16 protein-coding genes and 2 pseudogenes are annotated in these 21,517 nt (G+C 62.2%); 14 read left to right on the top strand and 4 right to left on the bottom strand.

The window, feature by feature from the left end:
- Window positions 1-10: 10 nt before the first annotated feature.
- The 4 genes from purH to HYI44_RS10695 all read left to right on the top strand — a co-directional run bounded on the left by purH (window position 11) and on the right by HYI44_RS10695 (window position 6,620).
- Window positions 11-1,618 (top strand): bifunctional phosphoribosylaminoimidazolecarboxamide formyltransferase/IMP cyclohydrolase, encoded by a 1,608-nt coding sequence (gene purH, locus HYI44_RS10710; protein ID WP_225569380.1) that lies wholly within the window; start codon window positions 11-13, stop codon window positions 1,616-1,618.
- A 168-nt stretch (window positions 1,619-1,786) separates the two neighbouring features.
- Entirely contained in the window at window positions 1,787-3,082 is a 1,296-nt protein-coding gene (gene purD, locus HYI44_RS10705; RefSeq protein WP_225569379.1) for a phosphoribosylamine--glycine ligase, read from the top strand.
- A gap of 99 nt (window positions 3,083-3,181) precedes the next feature.
- Window positions 3,182-5,959, top strand: coding sequence for a hybrid sensor histidine kinase/response regulator (locus tag HYI44_RS10700; RefSeq protein ID WP_122841614.1), 2,778 nt, complete (start codon window positions 3,182-3,184; stop codon window positions 5,957-5,959).
- Window positions 5,960-6,023: 64 nt separating this feature from the next.
- Window positions 6,024-6,620, top strand: a complete 597-nt coding sequence (locus HYI44_RS10695) for a MarC family protein (protein ID WP_122841613.1) — start codon at window positions 6,024-6,026, stop codon at window positions 6,618-6,620.
- 26 nt (window positions 6,621-6,646) lie between these two features.
- Here the strand turns inward: HYI44_RS10695 and cobJ are convergent, their stop codons facing one another.
- From cobJ to cobG, 4 genes are read right to left on the bottom strand one after another with little or no spacing between them, the layout of a single operon-like run.
- Window positions 6,647-8,353, bottom strand: coding sequence for a precorrin-3B C(17)-methyltransferase (gene cobJ / locus HYI44_RS10690; RefSeq protein WP_225569378.1), 1,707 nt, complete (start codon window positions 8,351-8,353; stop codon window positions 6,647-6,649).
- On the bottom strand, window positions 8,353-9,084 hold the full coding sequence (locus HYI44_RS10685) for a precorrin-2 C(20)-methyltransferase (protein WP_225569409.1): 732 nt from the start codon (window positions 9,082-9,084) through the stop codon (window positions 8,353-8,355). The genes cobJ and HYI44_RS10685 overlap by 1 nt, the downstream gene beginning before the upstream one ends.
- A complete protein-coding gene (locus HYI44_RS10680; protein WP_122841611.1) occupies window positions 9,084-9,710 on the bottom strand; it encodes a precorrin-8X methylmutase in 627 nt (208 codons plus the stop codon). Before HYI44_RS10680 ends, HYI44_RS10685 begins: the two co-directional genes overlap by 1 nt.
- Window positions 9,703-11,022: a precorrin-3B synthase gene (cobG, locus tag HYI44_RS10675; protein ID WP_225569377.1), complete on the bottom strand. Its 1,320-nt coding sequence runs from the start codon at window positions 11,020-11,022 to the stop codon at window positions 9,703-9,705. The genes HYI44_RS10680 and cobG overlap by 8 nt, the downstream gene beginning before the upstream one ends.
- 259 nt (window positions 11,023-11,281) lie before the next feature.
- On the opposite strand from cobG, the gene cbiE reads away from it, so the two are divergent.
- The 10 genes and pseudogenes from cbiE (at window position 11,282) to urtA (ending at window position 21,380) form a co-directional block, all read left to right on the top strand.
- Window positions 11,282-12,493: a precorrin-6y C5,15-methyltransferase (decarboxylating) subunit CbiE gene (gene cbiE / locus HYI44_RS10670; RefSeq protein WP_225569376.1), complete on the top strand. Its 1,212-nt coding sequence runs from the start codon at window positions 11,282-11,284 to the stop codon at window positions 12,491-12,493.
- Window positions 12,486-13,583: a cobalt-precorrin-5B (C(1))-methyltransferase gene (locus tag HYI44_RS10665; RefSeq protein ID WP_225569375.1), complete on the top strand. Its 1,098-nt coding sequence runs from the start codon at window positions 12,486-12,488 to the stop codon at window positions 13,581-13,583. Before cbiE ends, HYI44_RS10665 begins: the two co-directional genes overlap by 8 nt.
- A complete protein-coding gene (locus HYI44_RS10660) occupies window positions 13,580-14,296 on the top strand; it encodes a cobalt-precorrin-6A reductase (RefSeq protein WP_225569374.1) in 717 nt (238 codons plus the stop codon). Before HYI44_RS10665 ends, HYI44_RS10660 begins: the two co-directional genes overlap by 4 nt.
- 83 nt (window positions 14,297-14,379) lie before the next feature.
- Window positions 14,380-14,481 (top strand): annotated as a pseudogene (locus tag HYI44_RS10655) (transcriptional regulator); the annotation flags it as partial.
- A gap of 94 nt (window positions 14,482-14,575) precedes the next feature.
- Window positions 14,576-14,974 (top strand): DUF2946 domain-containing protein, encoded by a 399-nt coding sequence (locus HYI44_RS10650; protein ID WP_122841606.1) that lies wholly within the window; start codon window positions 14,576-14,578, stop codon window positions 14,972-14,974.
- A gap of 48 nt (window positions 14,975-15,022) precedes the next feature.
- Window positions 15,023-15,502 (top strand): copper chaperone PCu(A)C, encoded by a 480-nt coding sequence (locus HYI44_RS10645; protein ID WP_225569373.1) that lies wholly within the window; start codon window positions 15,023-15,025, stop codon window positions 15,500-15,502.
- Between the two features lie 20 nt (window positions 15,503-15,522).
- Entirely contained in the window at window positions 15,523-15,969 is a 447-nt protein-coding gene (locus HYI44_RS10640; protein WP_225569372.1) for a DUF2946 domain-containing protein, read from the top strand.
- Between the two features lie 189 nt (window positions 15,970-16,158).
- The gene (locus HYI44_RS10635) at window positions 16,159-18,276 is read left to right on the top strand and encodes a TonB-dependent copper receptor (protein WP_122841603.1); all 2,118 of its coding nucleotides are present in this window, start codon (window positions 16,159-16,161) and stop codon (window positions 18,274-18,276) included.
- Window positions 18,277-18,414: 138 nt separating this feature from the next.
- A pseudogene (locus HYI44_RS10630) lies at window positions 18,415-19,791 on the top strand (PepSY-associated TM helix domain-containing protein).
- Between the two features lie 323 nt (window positions 19,792-20,114).
- Complete coding sequence (gene urtA / locus HYI44_RS10625; protein ID WP_045060352.1) at window positions 20,115-21,380, top strand: urea ABC transporter substrate-binding protein; 1,266 nt, start codon at window positions 20,115-20,117, stop codon at window positions 21,378-21,380.
- Window positions 21,381-21,517: the final 137 nt, after the last annotated feature.

Here is a 21,517-nt window from a genome sequence, read left to right as displayed (position 1 = left end):
GGAAATTGAGATGACCGACCAGACTACCCGCCTGCCGATCCGCCGCGCCTTGATCAGCGTTTCCGACAAGACCGGGATCCTCGAATTCGCCAAGGAGCTTGAAGCCCTGGGCGTCGAGATCCTCTCCACCGGCGGAACGTTCAAGCTGCTGCGCGACAATGGCGTTGCCGCAGTGGAAGTCGCGGATTACACCGGTTTCGCAGAAATGATGGACGGTCGGGTGAAAACCCTGCACCCGAAAATCCACGGCGGGATCCTCGGTCGTCGCGGCATCGATGACGCCATCATGAACGAGCACGGCATCAAGCCGATCGATCTGGTAGCCGTCAACCTGTACCCGTTCGAAGCCACCATCAACAAGCCAGGCTGCGACCTGCCGACCGCGATCGAAAACATCGACATCGGCGGCCCGACCATGGTCCGCTCCGCGGCAAAAAACCACAAAGACGTAGCGATCGTGGTGAATGCCAGCGACTACGCCAGCGTGCTCCAAGGTCTCAAGGCCGGCGGCCTGACCTACGCCCAGCGTTTCGACCTGATGCTCAAGGCCTTCGAACATACGGCCGCCTATGACGGCATGATCGCCAACTACATGGGCACCGTGAACCAGGCTGCCGATACGCTGGGCACTGAAGGTCGCAGCGAATTCCCGCGCACTTTCAACAGCCAGTTCGTCAAGGCCCAGGAAATGCGCTACGGCGAGAACCCGCACCAGAGCGCGGCGTTCTACGTGGAAGCCAAGCCTGCCGAAGTCGGCATCGCCACCGCGACCCAACTGCAAGGTAAAGAGCTGTCGTACAACAACGTGGCGGACACCGACGCCGCGCTGGAATGCGTGAAGAGCTTCGTCAAACCAGCCTGTGTGATCGTCAAGCACGCCAACCCGTGCGGCGTGGCCGTAAGCCCTGACGCCGAAGGCGGTATCCGCCAGGCCTACGAGCTGGCCTATGCCACTGATACCGAGTCTGCGTTCGGCGGCATCATTGCCTTCAACCGCGAACTGGATGCTGAAACGGCCAAGGCCATCGTCGAGCGTCAGTTCGTCGAAGTGATCATTGCCCCGTCCGTCAGTGAAGAAGCTCGCGCCATCGTCGCCGCCAAAGCCAACGTGCGCCTGCTGGCCTGTGGCGAGTGGTCGGCCGATCGCGCTGCTGCGTGGGATTACAAGCGCGTCAATGGCGGCCTGCTGGTGCAGAGCCGTGACATCGGCATGATCGGCAGCGAAGACCTGAAAGTGGTGACCAAGCGCGCACCGACCGAACAGGAAATCAACGACCTGATCTTCGCCTGGAAAGTCGCCAAGTACGTTAAATCCAACGCCATTGTCTACGCCAAGAACCGCCAGACCATCGGCGTCGGCGCTGGCCAGATGAGCCGGGTGAACTCCGCGCGAATCGCCGCGATCAAGGCTGAACACGCTGGTTTGCAGGTGCAGGGTTCGGTGATGGCATCGGACGCGTTCTTCCCGTTCCGCGATGGCCTGGACAATGCGGCCAAGGCCGGTGTCACTGCGGTGATCCAACCAGGCGGCTCGATGCGCGACGCAGAAGTGATTGCCGCCGCTGATGAAGCCGGCATCGCCATGGTGTTCACCGGCATGCGCCACTTCCGTCACTGATACACCGCTCCTCCTGTATGGGAACTCTGTAGGAGCTGTCGAGTGAAACGAGGCTGCGATCTTTTGATTCGTTAAAGATCAAGATCAAAAGATCGCAGCCTTCGGCAGCTCCTACACGGTTTCTACGCAGGGGTTTTGCAGCGCCCCACAGAATTTGAGGTTTTTGAAATGAATGTTTTGATCATTGGCAGCGGTGGCCGTGAACACGCCCTGGCCTGGAAAGTGGCTCAGGATACACGTGTGGAGAAAGTTTTTGTTGCGCCTGGCAACGCCGGCACCGCTATTGAAGCCAAGTGCGAAAACGTTGCGATCGATGTGCTGGCCCTTGAACAGCTCGCCGACTTCGCCGAGAAAAATGTCTCACTGACTATCGTCGGCCCGGAAGTGCCACTGGTGGCCGGTGTAGTCGACCTGTTCCGCACACGTGGCCTCGACTGCTTCGGCCCGACCGCTGGCGCAGCCCAGCTGGAAGGCTCCAAGGCGTTCACCAAGGACTTCCTGGCTCGCCACAAGATCCCGACAGCCGACTATCAGAACTTCACCGAGATCGAGCCTGCCCTGGCTTACCTGCGTGAAAAAGGTGCGCCGATCGTCATCAAGGCCGACGGCCTGGCGGCCGGTAAAGGCGTGATCGTCGCCATGACCCTGGCCGAAGCCGAGGACGCCGTACGCGATATGCTCGCCGGCAATGCCTTCGGCGACGCTGGCTCCCGCGTAGTCATCGAAGAGTTCCTGGATGGTGAAGAAGCCAGCTTCATCGTCATGGTTGACGGCAAGAACGTACTGCCAATGGCCACCAGCCAGGACCACAAACGCGTCGGCGATGGCGATACCGGCCCGAACACAGGCGGCATGGGTGCCTACTCCCCTGCCCCGGTGGTCACCAGCGAAGTGCACCAACGCGTAATGGACCTGGTGATCTGGCCGACCGTTCGCGGCATGGCCGATGAAGGCAACGTTTACACGGGCTTCCTGTACGCCGGCCTGATGATAGACAAAGCCGGCAACCCTAAAGTCATCGAATTCAACTGCCGTTTCGGCGACCCTGAGACCCAGCCGGTCATGCTGCGCCTGCAGTCGAGCCTGGTGTTGCTGGTCGAAGCCGCCCTGGCGCAAGCGCTGGACAAGGTCGAAGCACAGTGGGATCCACGTCCGAGCGTCGGCATCGTGCTGGCAGCGGGCGGCTATCCTGGTGATTACGCCAAAGGCGTGGCCATCAATGGCCTGGACGCGGCTGCCGCACTGGAAGGCAAGGTCTTCCACGCCGGTACCGCGCTCAAGGATGGACAAGTGGTCACCGCCGGTGGTCGAGTGCTCTGTGCGACCGCCATGGGCGCCAGTGTCGATGCGGCTCAACAGCAGGCTTACCAGCTGGCAGGCAAAATCGATTGGGAAGGCTGCTTCTATCGCAAGGACATTGGCTACCGCGCCATTGCCCGTGAGCGTGGCGAAAATCAGGAATAGTCGATCCATTCGGTCGGGCAAGGGCCTCGAGCCCTTGCCGGACTATTCCGGCGCCGCGCATAGTTATATTCTGGCATCAACCTACGAAGGGATTTCGCCGTGCGCTGGCTCAGGATTGCCGTAAGTCTCACCGTCACGCTGCTGACCTTGCTCTGCATGCTCCCGGCCCAGGCCGCGCAAGGCAGTGGCTGGGCCGTATTGCTCGACGAGCAGGGCAACCTGCAGTTGAGCGACATCCGTTCCGCCCGTTATACCAATCAATTCAGCCCTACCGAACTTGAACGCCTGACGGCGGCCGAGCCCGGTGGCGCGCTCTGGCTACGCTTCAGGCTGGCCCCCGGCAAACACGAGCAGGTGTTGAAGGTATTCGCGCCGGATCTCGAAAACCTCAAGCTCTACGTGCTGGACGGCGACAAACTCATCGATCAGACCCAGGCCGGTGCCGATCAGCCGCACGCTGAGCGGCAAATGGCCGGCAGTGATGTCCTGTTGCCGCTGCCACAAAGCGATAACACCCTGGATGTCTACCTGCGCCTGGTTTCCGAACACCAGATGCGCCCCTACATCACCCTGCAATCGGCGATCAGCACCGCCGCCAACCAGACCCAGACACTGATCTACGGCCTGCTGTTCGGCTGCATCGGCATGCTGATCCTGCACAACCTCATCCGTTACGCCTACACGCGATCACGCAGCAGTCTCTGGCTGGCCGGGTGCGAGGCCTTGTTGATGCTGAGCCTGGCCCTGCTGCTGAATCTTGCCGGCCCCTGGTTGCCGGCCTGGCACGCCATCCAGACGCCCGGAGCGTATCTGGCCCTGCTGCTGACCGCGCCCTGCGGACTGATGTTTGCCTATCGCTTTTTTGCCCCCCTGGGTTCGCACCCGCTCAATAAACTGCTACAGGGCGAAATGCTGTTCATCATCGCCTGCGGCCTGTTGCTGTTGTTCGTCAACACGCTGCCGCTGAATATCATTACCTATGGGCTGGTCGCCCTCGCCGGCCTCAGCATGTTGTTCGCCGGGGCCTGGCACCTGCAAAAAGGCTATCGCCCGGCGCGCTTTTTCGTGGTGGCCATGGTGGCGTTCAACCTCGGCACCTTGATCATCCTCCCGGCATTGCTGGGGCTGACACTGGTGGAACCCCAAGGCCTTATCACCACGCTGCTGGCGTTCATCTGCCTCAGTGGCCTGTTGATGAGCATCGCCCTGAGCGAGCGCCAGCGCAGCATCACCGAAAGCCGTTTCAGCATCAGCCGCGACCTGGCGGCCAGCAATGCCGAGATCAATGCCAAGGCCGAATTCCTCGCCAAGATCAGTCACGAAATCCGCACGCCCATGAATGGTGTACTGGGCATGACCGAATTGCTGCTGGGCACCCCGCTTTCAGTCAAGCAACGCGACTACGTCCAGACAATCCACAGTGCTGGCAACGAACTGCTCACACTGATCAACGAAATTCTCGACATCTCCAAACTCGAATCCGGGCAGATTGAACTGGACGATGTGCAGTTCGACCTCAACGCGCTGATCGAGGACTGCCTGAGCATCTTCCGCGCCAAGGCCGAGCAACAGAACGTCGAGCTGATCAGCTTTATCCAGCCGCAAGTCCCGCGGGTCATCAGCGGTGACCCGACGCGCCTGCGCCAGACCCTGCTGAGCTTGCTGGAAAACGCCCTGAAAAAAACCGACGAAGGCGAAATCCTGATCGTCGTTGCCCTGGATGAACGCAGCGCCAAACCGCGGTTGCGCATTGCCGTGCAGGACAGCGGCGAGCCGATGGACGCCGAGGAGCGCGACGCGCTGATGCACGCCGAACTCCACAGCAAGCATTTCCTGTCGGCCAACCGGGTGGGGGGCAACCTGGGCCTGGTGATTGCCCGTCAACTGATCAGGCTGATGCATGGCGAGTTCGGCATCAAGAGCGGCAACAGCCAGGGCAGCACCTTGTGGCTGACCTTGCCGCTGGATCCAGATCGCCTCGAACACCCCACCTCCGATCTCGATGGCCCTCTTCAGGGGGCGCGGGTGCTGGTCGTCGACGACAACGACACGTGCCGCAAGGTCCTGGTGCAACAATGCACCGCCTGGGGCCTGAACGTCAGTGCGGTGCCGTCCGGCAAGGAAGCGCTGGCACTGTTGCGCACCAAGGCGCACCTGCGGGACTATTTCGATGTAGTGCTGCTGGACCAGAACATGCCTGGCATGACCGGCATGCAACTGGCGGCAAAGATCAAGGAAGACCCCAGCCTCAACCACGACATCCTGCTGATCATGCTGACCGGCATCAGCAACGCGCCCAGCAAGATCATCGCGCGCAATTCCGGGATCAAGCGCATCCTCGCCAAGCCGGTAGCCGGCTATACGCTCAAGACCACCCTGGCCGACGAACTGAACCAGCGTAACAAAGGCCTGGCGACCCCCTACCCGTTACCAACGGGGCCGACCCTGCCGGTCAAGGTGCCGGGGGATTTCCGTATCCTGGTGGCCGAGGACAACAGCATTTCCACCAAGGTGATTCGCGGAATGCTGGGCAAACTCAATCTGCAGCCCGACACCGCCAGCAATGGCGAAGAAGCGCTTCAGGCCATGAAGGCCCAGCGATATGACCTGGTGCTGATGGACTGCGAAATGCCGATTCTCGACGGCTTCTCCGCCACCCAGCAACTACGCGCCTGGGAGGTCGGCAACCAACGCGTGCGTACCCCTGTGGTCGCCCTGACGGCGCACATACTGGCCGAACACAAGGAGCGAGCGCGCCAGGCCGGCATGGATGGACACATGGCCAAGCCGGTAGAGCTCTCCCAATTGCGCGAACTGATCGAGCACTGGGTCGCCCAGCGAGATGAACAGAACCGCGCGGCGACGCAAACCACCTGAGCCGACAGACACTGCAACGCCTGTTAGACTTCCCTTCGACTTTTCCCTGCAGTGAGCTCGCACCATGCTCCACGTGTTGTTCAGTGTGTACCTGAAGATGCTGGTGCTCTACAGCCCGTTCTTCGTACTGTCCTGCTTCATCAGCCTGACGCGCGGCTACTCGCGAAAAGAACAACGTCGCCTGGCCTGGAAAGTGGCGACCGCCACGCTGGTTTCGAGTGTGCTGCTGTACTTGTTCGGCCGGGTGATTTTCGATGTGTTCGGGATCACCGTGGACGCCTTCCGCATCGGCGCCGGCAGCGTGCTGTTCATCTCGGCACTGGGCATGGCGCAGGGCAAATCGGTGGTGCAGACTGACAACGTGCAACAGGACGTGACCATCGTCCCGCTCACCATTCCCCTGACGGTCGGCCCCGGGACTATCGGCGCGCTGTTGGTCATGGGCGTGAGCCAGCCGCATTGGGATGACAAGCTGACGGCAATCGTCAGTATCGCCCTGGCCAGTTTCACTGTGGGCGTGGTGCTTTTCCTGTCGAGCCGCATCGAGAGAATCCTGGGCGACCAGGGGCTGCAGATTGTCAGCCGCTTGATGGGGTTGTTCGTGTGTGCGCTGGCGGCGCAAATCATCTTTACCGGGGTCCGAGGGTACCTGGTGCCCTGAACACAGGCCCCCTCAAAACCTGGCGATTACTTGATTTCGACCAGCTTGTCTCCGTAACTGCGCGGCGTATACACCCATGACAAACCCTGGGCTCGAGGGAACACGCGGGTCGTCGAAGAACCAATCAATACCATTGTTCGCATATCAACCTGATCCGCAGTCAACTGCCCCAGGGTAGTCACCCGCAACGTTTGACCTGGCCGCCCGATATCTCGCCCCAGCACGACCGGCGTCTCGGCAATGCGGTACTGCGCGACGATCTCAAGGGCGCGCCCCAGCTGCCAGGGGCGTGATCGTGAAATCGGGTTGTAAAACGCCATGGCCAGGTCGGCTTGGGCGGTCAGCGCCAGGCGTTTCTCGATGATTTCCCATGGTTTGAGATTGTCCGACAGCGACAGTACACAGAAGTCATGCCCCAGCGGAGCACCTGCCTGGGCAGCGGTAGCCAATGACGCTGAAACGCCGGGAAGAATTTCCAGGTCAACGCTGTGCCATGCGGGGTCACGGGATTCATGCAGCGCTTCAAGCACCGCCGCGGCCATCGCAAATACCCCTGGGTCACCGGAAGACACCACGACAACGCTGCGACCTTGCGCCGCCAACTCAAAGGCATGTCGCGCTCGCTGCATTTCCTCACGGTTGTCGGTGCAGTGCAGCACCTGATCGGCACGGAACGGCCCCGCCATGCGCACATAGGTTTCATAACCCAGAACATCATTGGCGCGGGTCAATTCCAGCTTCACTGCAGGCACCATCAAATCCGCAGCGCCCGGGCCAAGCCCGATGACGGCCAGGCGCCCCCGTGCACGACCAATGCGCGAAGGGTCCAACGGGTGTTCGGCGACGGCAATCGTAATCCCGGCATCCCCATGAACGGTCAGCGGTGGCGACGGCAGCTCGGCCAACTGCTCGCCTACAGTGCCCGCCCTGGAAAACCGCAGTGGCACATTGAGTTCGACGGCGGCGTCACGAAGCGCCTGGCTGGCCATCTGCTGTTCACTGGCCAACAAACAGGCCAGCGACTGCACGGCAATATTCGCATTGTGCAGGCGCTTGCGAATGGCATCGACCAGGTCCGCGACCTCTTCGCTTACCAGCACCAGAACGCTCTTGGGGTAAATCAACAGCTCATTGGCGGATGGCTCGCGCTCGGTACTCCCGACATGAATGGCCAGACGCGCCTGCTGATCCTGGGCCAACTGCGCTTGCGCCAGCCACGGCGCATCGCCTTCAATTCGAACCGGTTCACCGCCGAGCAAATCGGAAACAAAGCGTTTACCGAGCTCCAGATCGCCCAAGGCGTAGCCGCTGGGCGGGTTCAGCAAACAGGTGCCAAAGCGCAGTTCGCCGCTGGTAGTGATGGCCGGCGCGATCCCCAGGCTTTCAGCAATTTCGCGGGCCAATACGTTGACACCGCCCAGGCCACCCAACAGCGGCACCACAGCGCTGGCGTCTTCAGCCACGGCCAGTACCGGCGGTTCCACGCCTTTTTCCAGGAGCAGCGGCGCCAGCGTACGGATCACGATACCGGCGGCGCACAGCGCAATGATCGGTGTGTTCGTCGTGTAGAGTTCGCGCAGGGTAGCGCCGAACTCCTGATAGACGACGTCCGCGCCCTCGACCCTTGTGGAGAGTCCGTAGATCAGGGCGCCGGGCAGGGATCGCTGAATCAGGCGTGCAGTCGCGAGGCTGCCATTACCTAGAACGACGATTGCAGGAACGGATCGACTCATCAGCCCTGCCACCTTTCACCCGGAACGATGATCAATGAGAAGTACGGCGAAGACATCGGCTCGACCTGATCCAGCGGTACTATCTTCTGGTTAGCCATGGTGGCGCGCTCAACGTACAGCGCCCGCTCTGCCAGGCCCAGCTCGCCCAGTACTTCACGAACCTTGGGAAAGTTGCGCCCCAGTTTCATGATCACTGCCGCGTCGGCGTCGGCCAGGCGGCGCTTGAGATCTTCACGGGGCAACACGCCGGATAACACCGACAGGCTCTGATTTCGATAGACCAGAGGGGCACCGAGTACCGACGCGCCTCCCAGCATCGAGCAGACACCCGGCACCACTTCGGCTTCGTAGCGCTCGGCCAGGCGATCGTGCAGGTACATGTACGAACCGTAGAAGAACGGGTCGCCTTCACAGATCACCGCCACATCTCGCCCGGCATCCAGGTGCGCGGCCAACTCTTGCGCGGCGGTGTCGTAGAAGTCGCTGATCACTTGCTCATAGGACAACGGTGCCGGCAATGCTTCGGTGGTTACCGGGTACACCAGCGGCAGCAGTGTTTGTGCATCCTGCAGGTGCGCTTCAATGATACCGAACGCATTTCCCTTCTTGCCCTTGGCGACGAAGTACGCGACCACAGGCGATTCACGTAACAGGCGCAGGGCTTTGACAGTGATCAGTTCCGGATCACCAGGGCCGACGCCCAGGCCAATCAAACGTCCAGAAGGCTGCATCATTCGATCTCCGTAGCCAGGGCATTGACGGCGGCGGCAGCCATGGCGCTGCCTCCCAACCGCCCTTGCATGATCACGAACGGTACGCCTCGGCTGTCGGCGGCAAGCGCTGCCTTGGATTCGGCTGCGCCCACGAAACCTACCGGAAAGCCCAGAATCAGCGCCGGTTTCGGCGCGCCGGCATCGAGCATTTCCAGCAAGTAGAACAAGGCCGTCGGCGCGTTACCGATGACGACCACGCTGCCTTCCAGATGCGGGCGCCACAACTCGAGCGCAGCAGCGGAGCGGGTGTTGCCCAACTCACGCGCCAGCTCTGGCACGCTGTCGTCGCGCAACGTACAGATCACCTGATTATTGGCCGGCAAGCGCGCGCGCGTCACGCCTTCGGACACCATCCGCGCATCACAGAGAATCGGCGCCCCGGCCATCAGAGCCTCACGCCCCGCCTTGCCCGCACCCTCGGAATACTGCAGGCCGTCAATGGCCTCGACCATACCGCAAGCGTGGATCACCCGAACCGCGAGTTTTTCCAGGTCAGCCGGGATCCGGTCGAGGTTGGCCTCGGCGCGAATGATCGCGAAGGAGTTGCGATAGATCTCCTGACCGTCGCGGATGTAATCAAGCATCAAGGGGGCTCCGTGGGCGGGCATCAAGCAATGCACCCGCCGCTTCAATAGTGAGATTGCGTGCTTGCAGCGCGCCGAAACCCGGCAGTGCTGCATCGCGAAAATAAACATCGTAGTGACCCGCGCTGGTCGCCAGCAGCGTCACGGGAGCAGGGTGCGCGCAGGCGCAGGAGCGTGGGCAACCTGTCAGGTGAACCTGTTGCCCGCGCGGGCCTGGCTGCAGCGCACCCAACAGCCGGGCATCGCCCTTGGTATCCGACAACCCTTTGGCGCAGCCGCAAGAACCGGTGCAGGCCACCAGATCGGTCAACGGCTCATTGGCGTCGACCAGGAAACCCAGGGCCTGCAATTGCCGGGTGACCCAGGGGGCATCCTCCTGGCGGATGTTGGGCAGCAGCAGGCTTTGCCAGGGCGTCAGGCGCAGGCTGGCGTCGCCGAACTGCTCAGCCAGGTCGGCGGCGCCCTTGAGCATCGACGGATCCAGCCGCCCGAGGGGCGGTGCAACGCCAACATACACAAGGCCATCATGGCGCTGGGCAACGGTGCCAAGGTGCAATTTTGCTCTCGCCGCCGGGCGCTGCCACTCAGTCACGCCCAGTAGCGGCACCCGAGTGGCCAGCATCTGCAGCAACAGCTCTGGTGACCGTTCGGCCAGCACATGGCGCATGCGGGTCTGGTCCGGCCGAGCAAGCTCAAGGAACAGATCCAGGACGGCGATCACCAGCGCATGGGCGTGCTGCAGCTGTACCGCGGCCGCCGGCCTGTCTGCGGGGCAGCCGGCAAAACCGAACGCCAGCACCACTTCTCCCGCCCGGTCAGCCGCGCTCAGCCACAGGTCGTGAGGATGCTCGAGCATGGCCAGCGCCTCACCGCCGTCCAGTTGCAGGGCGAACTTGGCCGACAGCGCATGGAAGCGTGCATGGGTTTGCAGGCTGTCGAGTATTTGCCGGGCCAGTGGACGGGTGTCGAGTAGCATTTTTCGATCGATACCGGCGCCAGGACTGAGCATCACATTGCGCACGTCGTCGCCAGCGGCGGTGGCAGGCCCCAACCCGGCAGCCAGCAAGCTGTCGATCAGTGCGGTTTCCTGCCCGCCAATGCCGCGGATCTGCAGATTGGCCCTGTTGGTCGCTTCCATGACCCCATCGGCATACCGCTGCGCGGCCTGGGCAACCGCCTTGGCCTGAGCGCTGCGGATGGAACCGCCATCGAGTTTGATCCGGCAAATCCCGCCGTCCAGCGCCTGGACGACACGCAGCAATCCGGGGCAAGCCGAAGGACGCAAGGGACTGGAGGTCGGTCGTGATTTCACGGGTTAGCCGGCAAGGGAATGAAGCTCGGCATTATGCCTGCTTTGCCCCGCAGGATGAAAAGCCCGTACGTTTTGACGACGAAACGCGAGGGGCTTTCGAGTGGCAAAAACACCGACAGTGAAGAGCCAGGCCCTCATACCGGCGACTGATAAGGACAACCGGTCACAGGCTACGCCGGGCTATAATGGACGGCCGCACGGGCAACTCAGGCCCGGGTTGCGGTGACGATGTGGCTTTGTTTGAAAAAAGAGGAACGGCATGACCCCTTGGCTGACGGTGGTAGGTATCGGTGAAGACGGCTTCAAGGGCCTTGGCAAGAATGCCCGACGCGCCCTGCTGTCTGCATCGCGGATCTTCGGCAGCCCGCGCCAGCTCGAACTGTTGCCCCTGTGTATCGTCGGCGAACGTCGTCAATGGCCGAGCCCTTTCTCGCTGGATTCACTGCTGGCCCTGCGCGGCGAACCGGTTTGCGTACTGGCCAGCGGCGACCCGATGTTCTTCGGCGTCGGCGCCAGCCTCACCCGGCAACTGTCCACTGACGAAATGCTGATCCTGCCGGCGCCTTCCTCTTGCTCCCTGGCCGCTGCGCGAATGGGCTGGGCACTGCAGGACGTCGTCACCCTGTCCGTCGTCGCCCGCCCGGTCGCTGCGCTCAACGCACATCTATTCAACGGCACGCGCCTGCTGGTACTCAGCAATGACGGCCAGAGCCCTGGTGCCATTGCCGCGTTGTTGCGCGAGCGCGGGTTCGGCCCGAGTCGCCTGAGCGTGCTTGAGCACCTGGGCGGTGACGCCGAACGCCGCATCAACGCAGTGGCCAATGACTGGAACAATCCGGTCATCGCCGATCTCAACCTGGTTGCCATTGAATGCTTCGCAGCAGCCGACGCACCGCGCCTGTCGCGGTTGGCCGGTTTGCCGGACAGCGCCTTCAAGCATGATGGTCAGCTGACCAAGCGTGACGTGCGGGCGATCACCCTCGCTCGCCTGGCGCCGGTACCGGGCGAACTGCTGTGGGACGTCGGCGCTGGCAGTGGTTCGATCGGGATCGAGTGGATGCGTGCGCACCCGAGTTGCCGCGCACTGGCGGTCGAGGCTGACGCAGGGCGCCAACTGTTGATTGAACATAATCGCGATGCCCTCGGCGTGCCCGGCTTGCAGCTGATTCGCGGCAGCGCGCCGCAGGCGCTGGATGGGCTTGAGCGCCCCGACGCCATTTTCATCGGCGGCGGCGTCACCCGCGAAGGCGTGCTGGACGCCTGCTGGGCGGCGCTCAAGCCCGGCGGCCGCCTGGTGGCCAATGCAGTTACGCTGCAGAGCGAAACGACCCTGATGGCGTGGCGCGAGCAGCACGACGGCGAGCTCACGCGAATTCACATCGCCCAGGCGCAACCCCTGGGTGACTTCGACACCTGGCGCCAGGCGCTGCCCATTACCCTGCTGGACGTGGTCAAGCCCTTCCATGCGTGATGAAACTGCGGAGCAACCCGCCCCCCTGCGCAGCGGCCTGACCACCGGCAGCTGCGCCACCGCTACCAGCCTCGCGGCCGCCCGGTTGTTGCTCGGCGGCCTGGGCGCGGACGCTGTGGATATTGTGCTGCCCAAGGGCAAGCAGGTGCAGATGCGCCTGGAGTTCTGCCGTTTGACCGAAGACGGCGCGGAGGCCGGCACTATCAAGGATGCTGGTGACGATCCGGACGTCACCCACGGCGCCCTGCTCTATTCAGGGGTGCGCCTGGACGCCGACCCAGGCGTTCGTTTCAGGGCTGGCCGAGGCGTTGGCACCGTGACACGCCCGGGGCTGGTCCTGGGTGTGGGCGAGCCGGCAATCAACCCGGTGCCGCGCAAGATGATCAGCGATCACCTGACCCAACTGGCCGCCGAATTGGGTTATGGCGGTGGGTTCGAGGTCACGGTCAATGTCGAAGGCGGCGAGGCGTTGGCATTAAAAACCATGAACCCGCGGCTGGGTATTCTCGGCGGGCTGTCGATTCTCGGCACCAGCGGTATCGTCCGGCCGTTCTCCTGCGCCGCGTACATTGCCTCGATCCATCAGGGCATCGACGTCGCCAGGACCAACGGCTACCTGCACATTGCCGCGTGCACCGGCAACGCCAGCGAAGACACCATGCGCCGGGTCTACGACCTGCCGGAAATCGCCCTGATCGAAATGGGCGACTTCGTCGGTGCTGTGCTCAAGCACCTGCGCCGGGTGCCTGTGGATAAACTGAGCCTGTGCGGTGGGTTTGGCAAAATCAGCAAGCTGGCCGCCGGACACATGGACCTGCACAGCCGGCACTCAAGCATCGACCTGGCGCAATTGGCAGACTGGGCCGCCGCCATCGGCGCCGACGAGGCGTTGCAACAGGCGATCCGCGAGGCCAATACCAGCCAGCAAGCCCTGGCCATGGCGAGCGCAGCCGGGATCGCCCTCGGTGATCTTGTGTGCCAGCACGCACTGGAGTTTGCCCGCAGCGTGGTGCCGGCCCAGGTGCAGGTCGAAGTGTTCGCCATCGACCGCCAGGGCGGCGTGGTCGGCCACGCGGGAGCCTTCCAATGAAACGCATCCTGTTGCTGGGCGGCGTCACTGAAGCATTGGCCATTGCTCGAACGCTGGCACCGCAACACATTTACAGCCTGGCCGGCGTAGGCCGCGTGCCCACGGATCTGTCCTGCCAGGTGCGCGTCGGTGGCTATGGCGGTGCGGATGGCCTGGCGCAGTTCATCGGCGATCAAGGCATCGACCTGCTGCTGGACGCCACCCACCCCTACGCTGCCCAAATCAGCCAGAACGCCGCCACTGCTGCGCGTATCAGCGGCATACCCTGCTGGGCCCTCAGGCGCCCGGTCTGGCAGGCCCAGGCCGGTGATGACTGGCGAGAAGTGAACGACTGGGCAGACCTGATCAGCGCCCTGCAACCCTTCAGACGCCCGCTGTTCACCCTCGGCCGCGAGCCTTTGCAACACCTGCACGAAATCCCGCCCGAACAGTTCTGGACGCTGCGTGCACTGGACGTCTACCCCGGCAACGAACGCTGCGAAGTGATCGGCGCCCGCGGGCCCTTCCTGATCGACGACGAACGCCAACTGTTCGAGCGCCGGCAGATCGACGTGCTGATCAGCAAGAACAGCGGCAGCACCGCTACCGAGCCGAAGCTGGAAGTGGCGCGGGAGCGTGGGGTGCCGGTGCTGGTGTTGAAAAGACCGGTGTTGCCGGTGGTGGACAGGGAGTTTGAGTCGGTGATGCAGGTCTTGGCGGCCCTGTCGTCCTAGGATGTCTCCTGCACTCTTTCGAAACTCGTGATTTTGCCGACCAGGTTTTCGGAAAAAGCCGTATATCCAGCCGCTCGCGCAAATCTTATAGTTCGGCATTGAGCAACGCTGGCAATCTGCAATTCGCGACTATCATGAAGGTTATGAAAGCCTTGGGCCTGCGCTTGCATGCCACTGCGCCCTGACTGCTGCGACACCAGACCGCAGGCGGGCTTTTTACTTATCGGCCCTGATCAGGCTAAATAGCCGCGCCTGATCGCCCATCCACCGGATTTCCCCATGTCCCGACAACGGCTCGCAATTGCCTGGATCGCCTGCTTTGCAGTGCTGTTCAACATGCTCGCCATGCCGATGAGCGGGGCGCTGGCGCAGTCGGCTAAATCGCCGGCCGATCAGTTGTTGTGGGGCAGTTTCTGCTCTTCCAGCGGCACGAAGATGGTGGCGATTTCCCTGGGTGACGTCGACCAGAAAACCCCCTCAGGCGACGATCATTCCAACATGCAGCATTGCTGGTGCTGCTCCGGGTCTGCGCCCTTGGTGGCATTGCCCGGGCATGAGCCGCAGCTGTATTTCGCACAGTACCAGGCCAATCGCAGCCTGGCAGTCGGCATCCTGGATACGCCCACACCTCGCCAGCAATGGCCTGCCTTGAACCCCCGCGCGTCCCCTCTGGTGTGATTCCTTCTCGCAATTGACCTGCGTTTTGAATCGTTCCGGAGAACCGCCATGTTGAACAAACTCATCGTCCTGGCCGCCTTGCTGTTGCCTGCCTGCCTTGCCAATGCCCACGATTACAAGGCCGGGCAACTTGAAGTTGCCCACCCCTGGTCCATGGAGCTGCCACCCAATGCACCGACCGTGGCCGCGTATTTCGTGATCACCAACAAAGGCGACAGCGCAGACAGGTTAGTCAGCGTCGACTCGCCGATCGCCGGCAGCGCCCAATTGCATGAGCACGTGCAGCAAGGCGACCTGATGAAAATGCAGCAGGTCCCCAGCGTGGCAATCCCGGCCGGGGGATTCGTCACCTTCGCCCCCATGGCCTATCACGTCATGCTGCTGGACCTCAAAGACCGCGCTCTGTTGAGAGACGGCCAGAAGTTCCCGCTGACGATGCACTTTGAAAAGTCCGGTGAAGTGACGGTCGACGTCACGGTGCAGAAGCAGGCGCCGGATGGCGCGCCAATGCACGCCCACGCCCAATAACCGACCGAGCCCGCACGCCCATGCGCCCGCTTGGCGCCAGGTCCCCAGCTACCCGCCGTCAGCCATTGCGCCTGACTCGCGGCAGCTGGGTCAGCCTGTTCGCCATGTTGATGATCTTTATCGGCCCGCTGATTTCCCAGTCGATGCCGATGGATCAGCGCGCGCCGATGTCCATGGACATGTCCACGAGCATGAGCATGGACATGTCGACGACGGAGCACGCCGAACATGGCGCGCAGGTCGACGCTGAGCATTGCCCGCCGAAAACCGATCATCACGCGCAGTGGGAACGATGCGGCTACTGCAGCCTGTTGTTCAATTGCCCGGCACTGACGGGCGGCCACTCCTTCGCGGCCTTCGACACCCCCAAAACCAGCACTTTCACCACACCCGCAACACGCCTGGGCCATGCCCGGCCAACCTTCTTCCCCGGCGCCCGCACCCGCGCGCCCCCTTCCGTCGCGTAAACACCTGCCCAAACCCACACGGCTATAGGACAGCAAAGGCGCCTGTGGGAGCGGGGCTGCTCGCGAAAGCGTTGTGCCAGATGACATCCATGTGGCTGACATTCCTCTTCGCGAGCACGCCTGCTCCCACAGTTGATTCGAGCTTTGGCTGCCAGCCGTGCCGTTTACGACTGTTCGACGGAAATTTTCATGTCCATGTTTTCTGCAGACACACGCCTGAGCGCCGCCCAGGTTTCTTTCGCCCTGAACCCGACCAGCGTCCGGTTCAGACACGCCACCGCGATCCTTTGCGGCGCTTTGCTCGTGCCCCTGGCGCAAGCCGATGAACACGCCGGGCACAATGAAGAATTGAGCCCCACGGTCATCACCGCCATTGCCCAGAGTTCACCGCTGACCATCGTCACCAACCCCAAGGATCCGCGCCAACCGGTGCCGGCCAGTGATGGCGGTGACTATCTCAAGACCATCCCCGGCTTCGCCCTGGTGCGCAACGGTGGCACCAACGGCGACCCGGTGCTGCGCGGCATGTTCGGTTCACGCCTGAATATCCTCACCAATGGCGGCATGATGCTCGGCGCCTGCCCTGGCCGAATGGACGCACCCACCTCCTACATTTCGCCGGAAACCTACGACAAGCTCACAGTCATCAAGGGTCCGCAAACCGTGCTCTGGGGCCCCGGCGCATCCGCCGGGACCATCCTCTTTGACCGCGAACCGGAAAACTTCGGCGAACTTGGTACCCGGGTAAATGCCAGCCTGCTGGCCGGTTCCAACGGTCGTTTCGACAAAGTGGTGGACGCTGCTGCCGGAGGACCGTTGGGCTATGTGCGAGTGATCGGCAACACGGCCCACTCCGACGACTACCGTGACGGCAACAATGACACCGTGCCCTCGCGCTACGACAAGTGGAACGGCGACGTCGCCGTGGGCTGGACGCCGGATGCCGACACCTTGCTGGAGCTGACCGCCGGCAAGGGTGACGGTGAAGCGCGGTACGCCGGACGCGGCATGGACGGTTCCCAGTTCAAGCGCGAAAGCCTGGGCCTGCGCTTCGAAAAATCGAACATCGGCGAGGTGCTGGACAAGGTCGAGGCACAGATCTACTACAACTACGCCGACCACGTGATGGACAACTACACGCTGCGCACGCCTTCCGGCACCGGGATGATGGCCGGCCCCATGGCCTCGAACGTCGACCGCCGCACCCTCGGCGCGCGTATCAAAGGCACCTGGCGCTGGGCCGACGTGCAATTGATCAGCGGCCTCGATGCGCAGACCAATGAACACCGCCAGAGGAGCGGCATGGGCATCGATACCTACAAGGACGTGCCGTTCACCAAGGACGCCGACTTCCATAACTACGGTGTCTTCAGCGAGCTGACCTGGTTCGCCACGGACAGTGACCGGCTCATCAGCGGCGCCCGCCTGGATCGCGCCTCGGCCAGGGATTTTCGCCAGACCACCGGCTCGGGGATGATGACCCGCCCCAACCCGACCGCCAACGACACCCGCGCCGACACCCTGCCCAGCGGCTTCATCCGCTACGAGCATGACTTGGCCGACAGCCCGACCACTCTCTATGCAGGCCTGGGCCACACCCAGCGCTTCCCGGATTACTGGGAGCTGTTTTCGCCCAACTCAGGCCCAAGCGGGTCGCTCAACGCCTTTGATTCGATCAAGCCGGAAAAAACCACCCAGCTCGATTTCGGCCTGCAGTACAAGAGCGCTGAACTCGAAGCCTGGGCCTCGGGTTACATCGGCCAGGTGCGCGACTACATCCTGTTCGATTACACCCCGGGGATGATGGGAATGACCTCGCAGGCGCAGAACATCGACGCGCGAATCATGGGCGGCGAACTCGGTGCCGCCTACAAGCTGACCGACAACTGGAAGGCTGACGCGACCCTGGCTTATGCCTGGGGCAAGAACAGCAGCGACGGCAACGCACTGCCGCAAATGCCGCCGCTCGATGCCCGTTTCGGCCTGACTTATAGCGAAGACAACTGGAGCGCCGGGGCACTGTGGAGAGTGGTCGCCGCGCAAGACCGTATCGACCGCAACAAGGGCAACGTGGTCGGCAAGGACTTCGACAAGACCGCAGGTTTCGGGGTGTTCTCGCTCAATGGCGCCTACCGGATCAACCAGCACTGGAAGGTCAGCACAGGTGTGGACAACCTGTTCGGCAAGGCTTACGCCGAGCACCTGAACCTGGCCGGCAACGCGGGCTTTGGCTACCCGGCCAACGACCCGCAAGCCATCAAGGAACCGGGGCGAACGCTCTGGACCAAGATTGATATGAGTTTCTAACAAGAAAAGTCAAAAGATCGCAGGCTACGCCAGCTCCTGCATCGCATGCACCCTGTAGGAGCGGCGTAGGAGCTGTCGAGTGAAACGAGGCTGCGATCTTTTTACGGGACAATCGATTCGCCAAGCGGAGCACCCACCATGAAACAGCCCAAAGTGAATTTCTACAACCTGGCCTGGCGCTGGCATTTCTACGCCGGTCTGTTCGTCGCGCCATTTATGGTCATGCTGGCCCTGACCGGGGTCATCTACCTGTTCAAGCCACAGCTTGATCCGTTGATGTACGGCAGCCTGCTGAATGTCCCGGCCGGCCATCACAGCCTGCCGGCCGACGACCTGCTCAAACGGGTGAAAACTGCCTATCCACAAGGTCAGGTCACGCAGTACCTGCCACCGGTCAATGCCGAACGCAGTGCCCAGTTTGTGGTAACCCAGGCCGACCAGGAACTGAACGTCTTCATCGATCCTTATCACGGCGACATCCTCGGCGAGCAAGACGCCAAGATGAACCTGCAAGCCGTGGCCCGGGCGATTCACGGCGAGCTGATGATCGGCACGGTGGGTGATCGCCTGGTCGAACTGGCCGCCGGTTGGGGCATCGTGTTGGTGGTGTCCGGCGTCTTCCTCTGGTGACCGCGGGGCCAGGCAGCCGGCATCCTCTGGCCGCGCCTGAGCAGCCGCGGCCGAGTGCTGTGGCGCGACCTGCACGCGGTCACCGGTTTCTGGGGCGCGACCTTTCTGCTGGTGATGTTGCTCAGCGGCATGACTTGGACCGGGTTCTGGGGCAAGCAATACGCGGGGGTCTGGAACGTCTTTCCGGACGCGATGTGGAATGACATGCCCAAGTCCGATGTCGAGGCGCGCAGTCTCAATACCGCCACTCGCCAGACTGTCCCATGGGCCATGGAAAACACGCCGATGCCGATGTCCGGCGATCATGCCGAACACATGAACCACGGCGATAAACCTGCCGGCCCGGCCGCACCGATCATCAGCCTGCAAGACGTGCAAAACGTCGCCGAACAACGCAAGGTCGAGCCCGGCTACAGCATCACCCTGCCCACCACCGATACCGGCGTGTTCACAATCGCCGTGTTCGCCGACGACCCGCGCAACGATGCCACCCTGCATGTCGATCAATACACCGGCAAGGTGCTCGCCGATGTGCGCTGGGAAGACTACGGCAATGTCGCCCGCGCCACGGAAGTCGGCGTGATGTTGCATGAAGGCAAGATGTTCGGGGTCATCAATCAGATTATCGTGCTGCTGATCTGCCTGATGATTCTGCTGAGCGCGGTCAGTGGCGTGGTGATTTGGTGGAAACGTCGCCCGCAAGGCAAGCTCGGCGTGCCACCGCTGCGCCACGACCTGCCGAAATGGAAAACCGCGATGGTCATCATGCTCGCACTGGCGGTGGCATTTCCCTTGGTGGGGGCCTCGTTGGTCGTGGTCTGGGTTTTGGACCGTGTGCTGTTTTCGCGATTCAACCGGCAGCCTGAATCGGCTTCTACTTCCTGAATCCGGCTTCCTCTGCAGGAGCGGGCTCGCTTGCGATCAACGTCGTGACGCTGCGGTCAGACAGAAACCAGCGTTATCGTTGACGTCCATCGCGGGCGCGCTCGCTCCTACAGCCAGGGGCGGCGCTCCTGCCCTGTTGTGGCGCACCCCGGCGCACCAACGCCCCGACCTCGACCCTTCCTGGTGCGCCGCCCAGGCGCGCACCCTGTCTAAACCGACACTTTCCTGCCTTATGCCGACCAGGCACAGCCCTTGCTAAAGACTCTTCAATAGCCCGCATCTGCCAACCAAGAAAAATATCTAACGTTCATGGAGATTGCACAATGAAGCGTCGTAGCTTGATCAAGGCTTTCACACTCACGGCAAGCATCGCCGCAATGGGCATGACCTGGACTATCCAGGCCGCCGAGACCATCAAGGTCGGGATTCTGCACTCGTTGTCCGGCACCATGGCAATCTCCGAAACTTCGCTCAAAGACATGGCGTTGATGACCATCGACGAGATCAACGCCAAGGGCGGCGTGAACGGCAAGATGCTCGAACCCGTAGTGGTCGACCCTGCGTCGAACTGGCCGCTGTTCGCCGAGAAGGGCCGCCAGTTGCTGACTCAGGACAAGGTCGCCGTGGTCTTCGGTTGCTGGACTTCGGTGTCGCGCAAATCAGTGTTGCCGGTATTCGAGGAGCTCAATGGCCTGCTGTTCTACCCGGTGCAATACGAAGGCGAAGAAATGTCGCCGAACGTGTTCTACACCGGCGCAGCGCCGAACCAGCAGGCGATCCCTGCGGTGGAATACCTGATGAGCGAGGAAGGCGGCAGTGCCAAGCGCTACTTCCTGCTGGGCACCGACTACGTCTACCCGCGCACCACCAACAAGATCCTGCGATCGTTCCTGCACTCCAAAGGCGTGGCGGACAAAGACATCGAAGAGGTCTACACCCCGTTCGGCCACAGCGACTACCAAACCATCGTTGCCAACATCAAGAAATTCTCGGCAGGCGGCAAGACGGCGGTGATCTCCACCGTCAACGGCGACTCCAACGTGCCGTTCTACAAAGAGCTGGCCAACCAGGGCCTGAAGGCTACCGACGTTCCGGTCGTAGCGTTCTCGGTCGGCGAAGAGGAACTGCGCGGCATCGACACCAAACCGCTGGTGGGCAACCTCGCGGCCTGGAACTACTTCGAGTCGGTGGAGAACCCGGCGAACAAGAAATTCGTTGCCGACTGGAAAGCCTATGCGAAGAAACACAACCTGCCGGGTGCCGACAAAGCGGTCACCAACGATCCTATGGAAGCCACCTACGTGGGCATCCACATGTGGGCCCAGGCAGCTGAAAAAGCCAAGTCCACCGACGTCGACAAGGTCCGCGAAGCCCTGGCAGGCCAGACCTTTGCCGCGCCGTCCGGCTACACGCTGACCATGGACAAGACCAACCACCACCTGCACAAGCCGGTGATGATCGGCGAAATTCAGGCGGACGGTCAGTTCAACGTGGTCTGGCAGACCGAAGGCCCGATCCGTGCCCAGCCGTGGAGCCCGTTCATTTCGGGTAACGACAAGAAGCCGGACTATGCGGTGAAGAGCAACTAAGCCATTGGACGTCGGGGCCCGCACTCGGGCCCGACACAAATCCCTGTGGGAGCGAGCTTGCTCGCGAAGGCGGCGGCACATTCAACATCTATGTGGCTGACACACCGCATTTGCGAGCAGGCTCGCTCCCACAATGT

The organism is Pseudomonas sp. Y24-6 (assembly GCF_020295325.1).
In the GTDB taxonomy this organism is placed as follows: domain Bacteria; phylum Pseudomonadota; class Gammaproteobacteria; order Pseudomonadales; family Pseudomonadaceae; genus Aquipseudomonas; species Aquipseudomonas gregormendelii.
This window is presented reverse-complemented; position numbering and strand designations above follow the sequence as displayed.

Excerpts from the sequence above, each read along its gene's own strand:
- purH (WP_225569380.1), top strand. The coding sequence starts at position 11 with ATGACCGACCAGACTACCCGCCTGCCGATCCGCCGCGCCTTGATCAGC.
- purD (WP_225569379.1), top strand. The coding sequence starts at position 1,787 with ATGAATGTTTTGATCATTGGCAGCGGTGGCCGTGAACACGCCCTGGCC.
- HYI44_RS10695 (WP_122841613.1), top strand. The coding sequence starts at position 6,024 with ATGCTCCACGTGTTGTTCAGTGTGTACCTGAAGATGCTGGTGCTCTAC.
- cobJ (WP_225569378.1), bottom strand. The coding sequence starts at position 8,353 with ATGAGTCGATCCGTTCCTGCAATCGTCGTTCTAGGTAATGGCAGCCTC.
- HYI44_RS10685 (WP_225569409.1), bottom strand. The coding sequence starts at position 9,084 with ATGCAGCCTTCTGGACGTTTGATTGGCCTGGGCGTCGGCCCTGGTGAT.
- HYI44_RS10680 (WP_122841611.1), bottom strand. The coding sequence starts at position 9,710 with ATGCTTGATTACATCCGCGACGGTCAGGAGATCTATCGCAACTCCTTC.
- cbiE (WP_225569376.1), top strand. The coding sequence starts at position 11,282 with ATGACCCCTTGGCTGACGGTGGTAGGTATCGGTGAAGACGGCTTCAAG.
- HYI44_RS10665 (WP_225569375.1), top strand. The coding sequence starts at position 12,486 with ATGCGTGATGAAACTGCGGAGCAACCCGCCCCCCTGCGCAGCGGCCTG.
- HYI44_RS10660 (WP_225569374.1), top strand. The coding sequence starts at position 13,580 with ATGAAACGCATCCTGTTGCTGGGCGGCGTCACTGAAGCATTGGCCATT.
- HYI44_RS10650 (WP_122841606.1), top strand. The coding sequence starts at position 14,576 with ATGTCCCGACAACGGCTCGCAATTGCCTGGATCGCCTGCTTTGCAGTG.
- HYI44_RS10645 (WP_225569373.1), top strand. The coding sequence starts at position 15,023 with ATGTTGAACAAACTCATCGTCCTGGCCGCCTTGCTGTTGCCTGCCTGC.
- HYI44_RS10640 (WP_225569372.1), top strand. The coding sequence starts at position 15,523 with ATGCGCCCGCTTGGCGCCAGGTCCCCAGCTACCCGCCGTCAGCCATTG.
- HYI44_RS10635 (WP_122841603.1), top strand. The coding sequence starts at position 16,159 with ATGTCCATGTTTTCTGCAGACACACGCCTGAGCGCCGCCCAGGTTTCT.
- urtA (WP_045060352.1), top strand. The coding sequence starts at position 20,115 with ATGAAGCGTCGTAGCTTGATCAAGGCTTTCACACTCACGGCAAGCATC.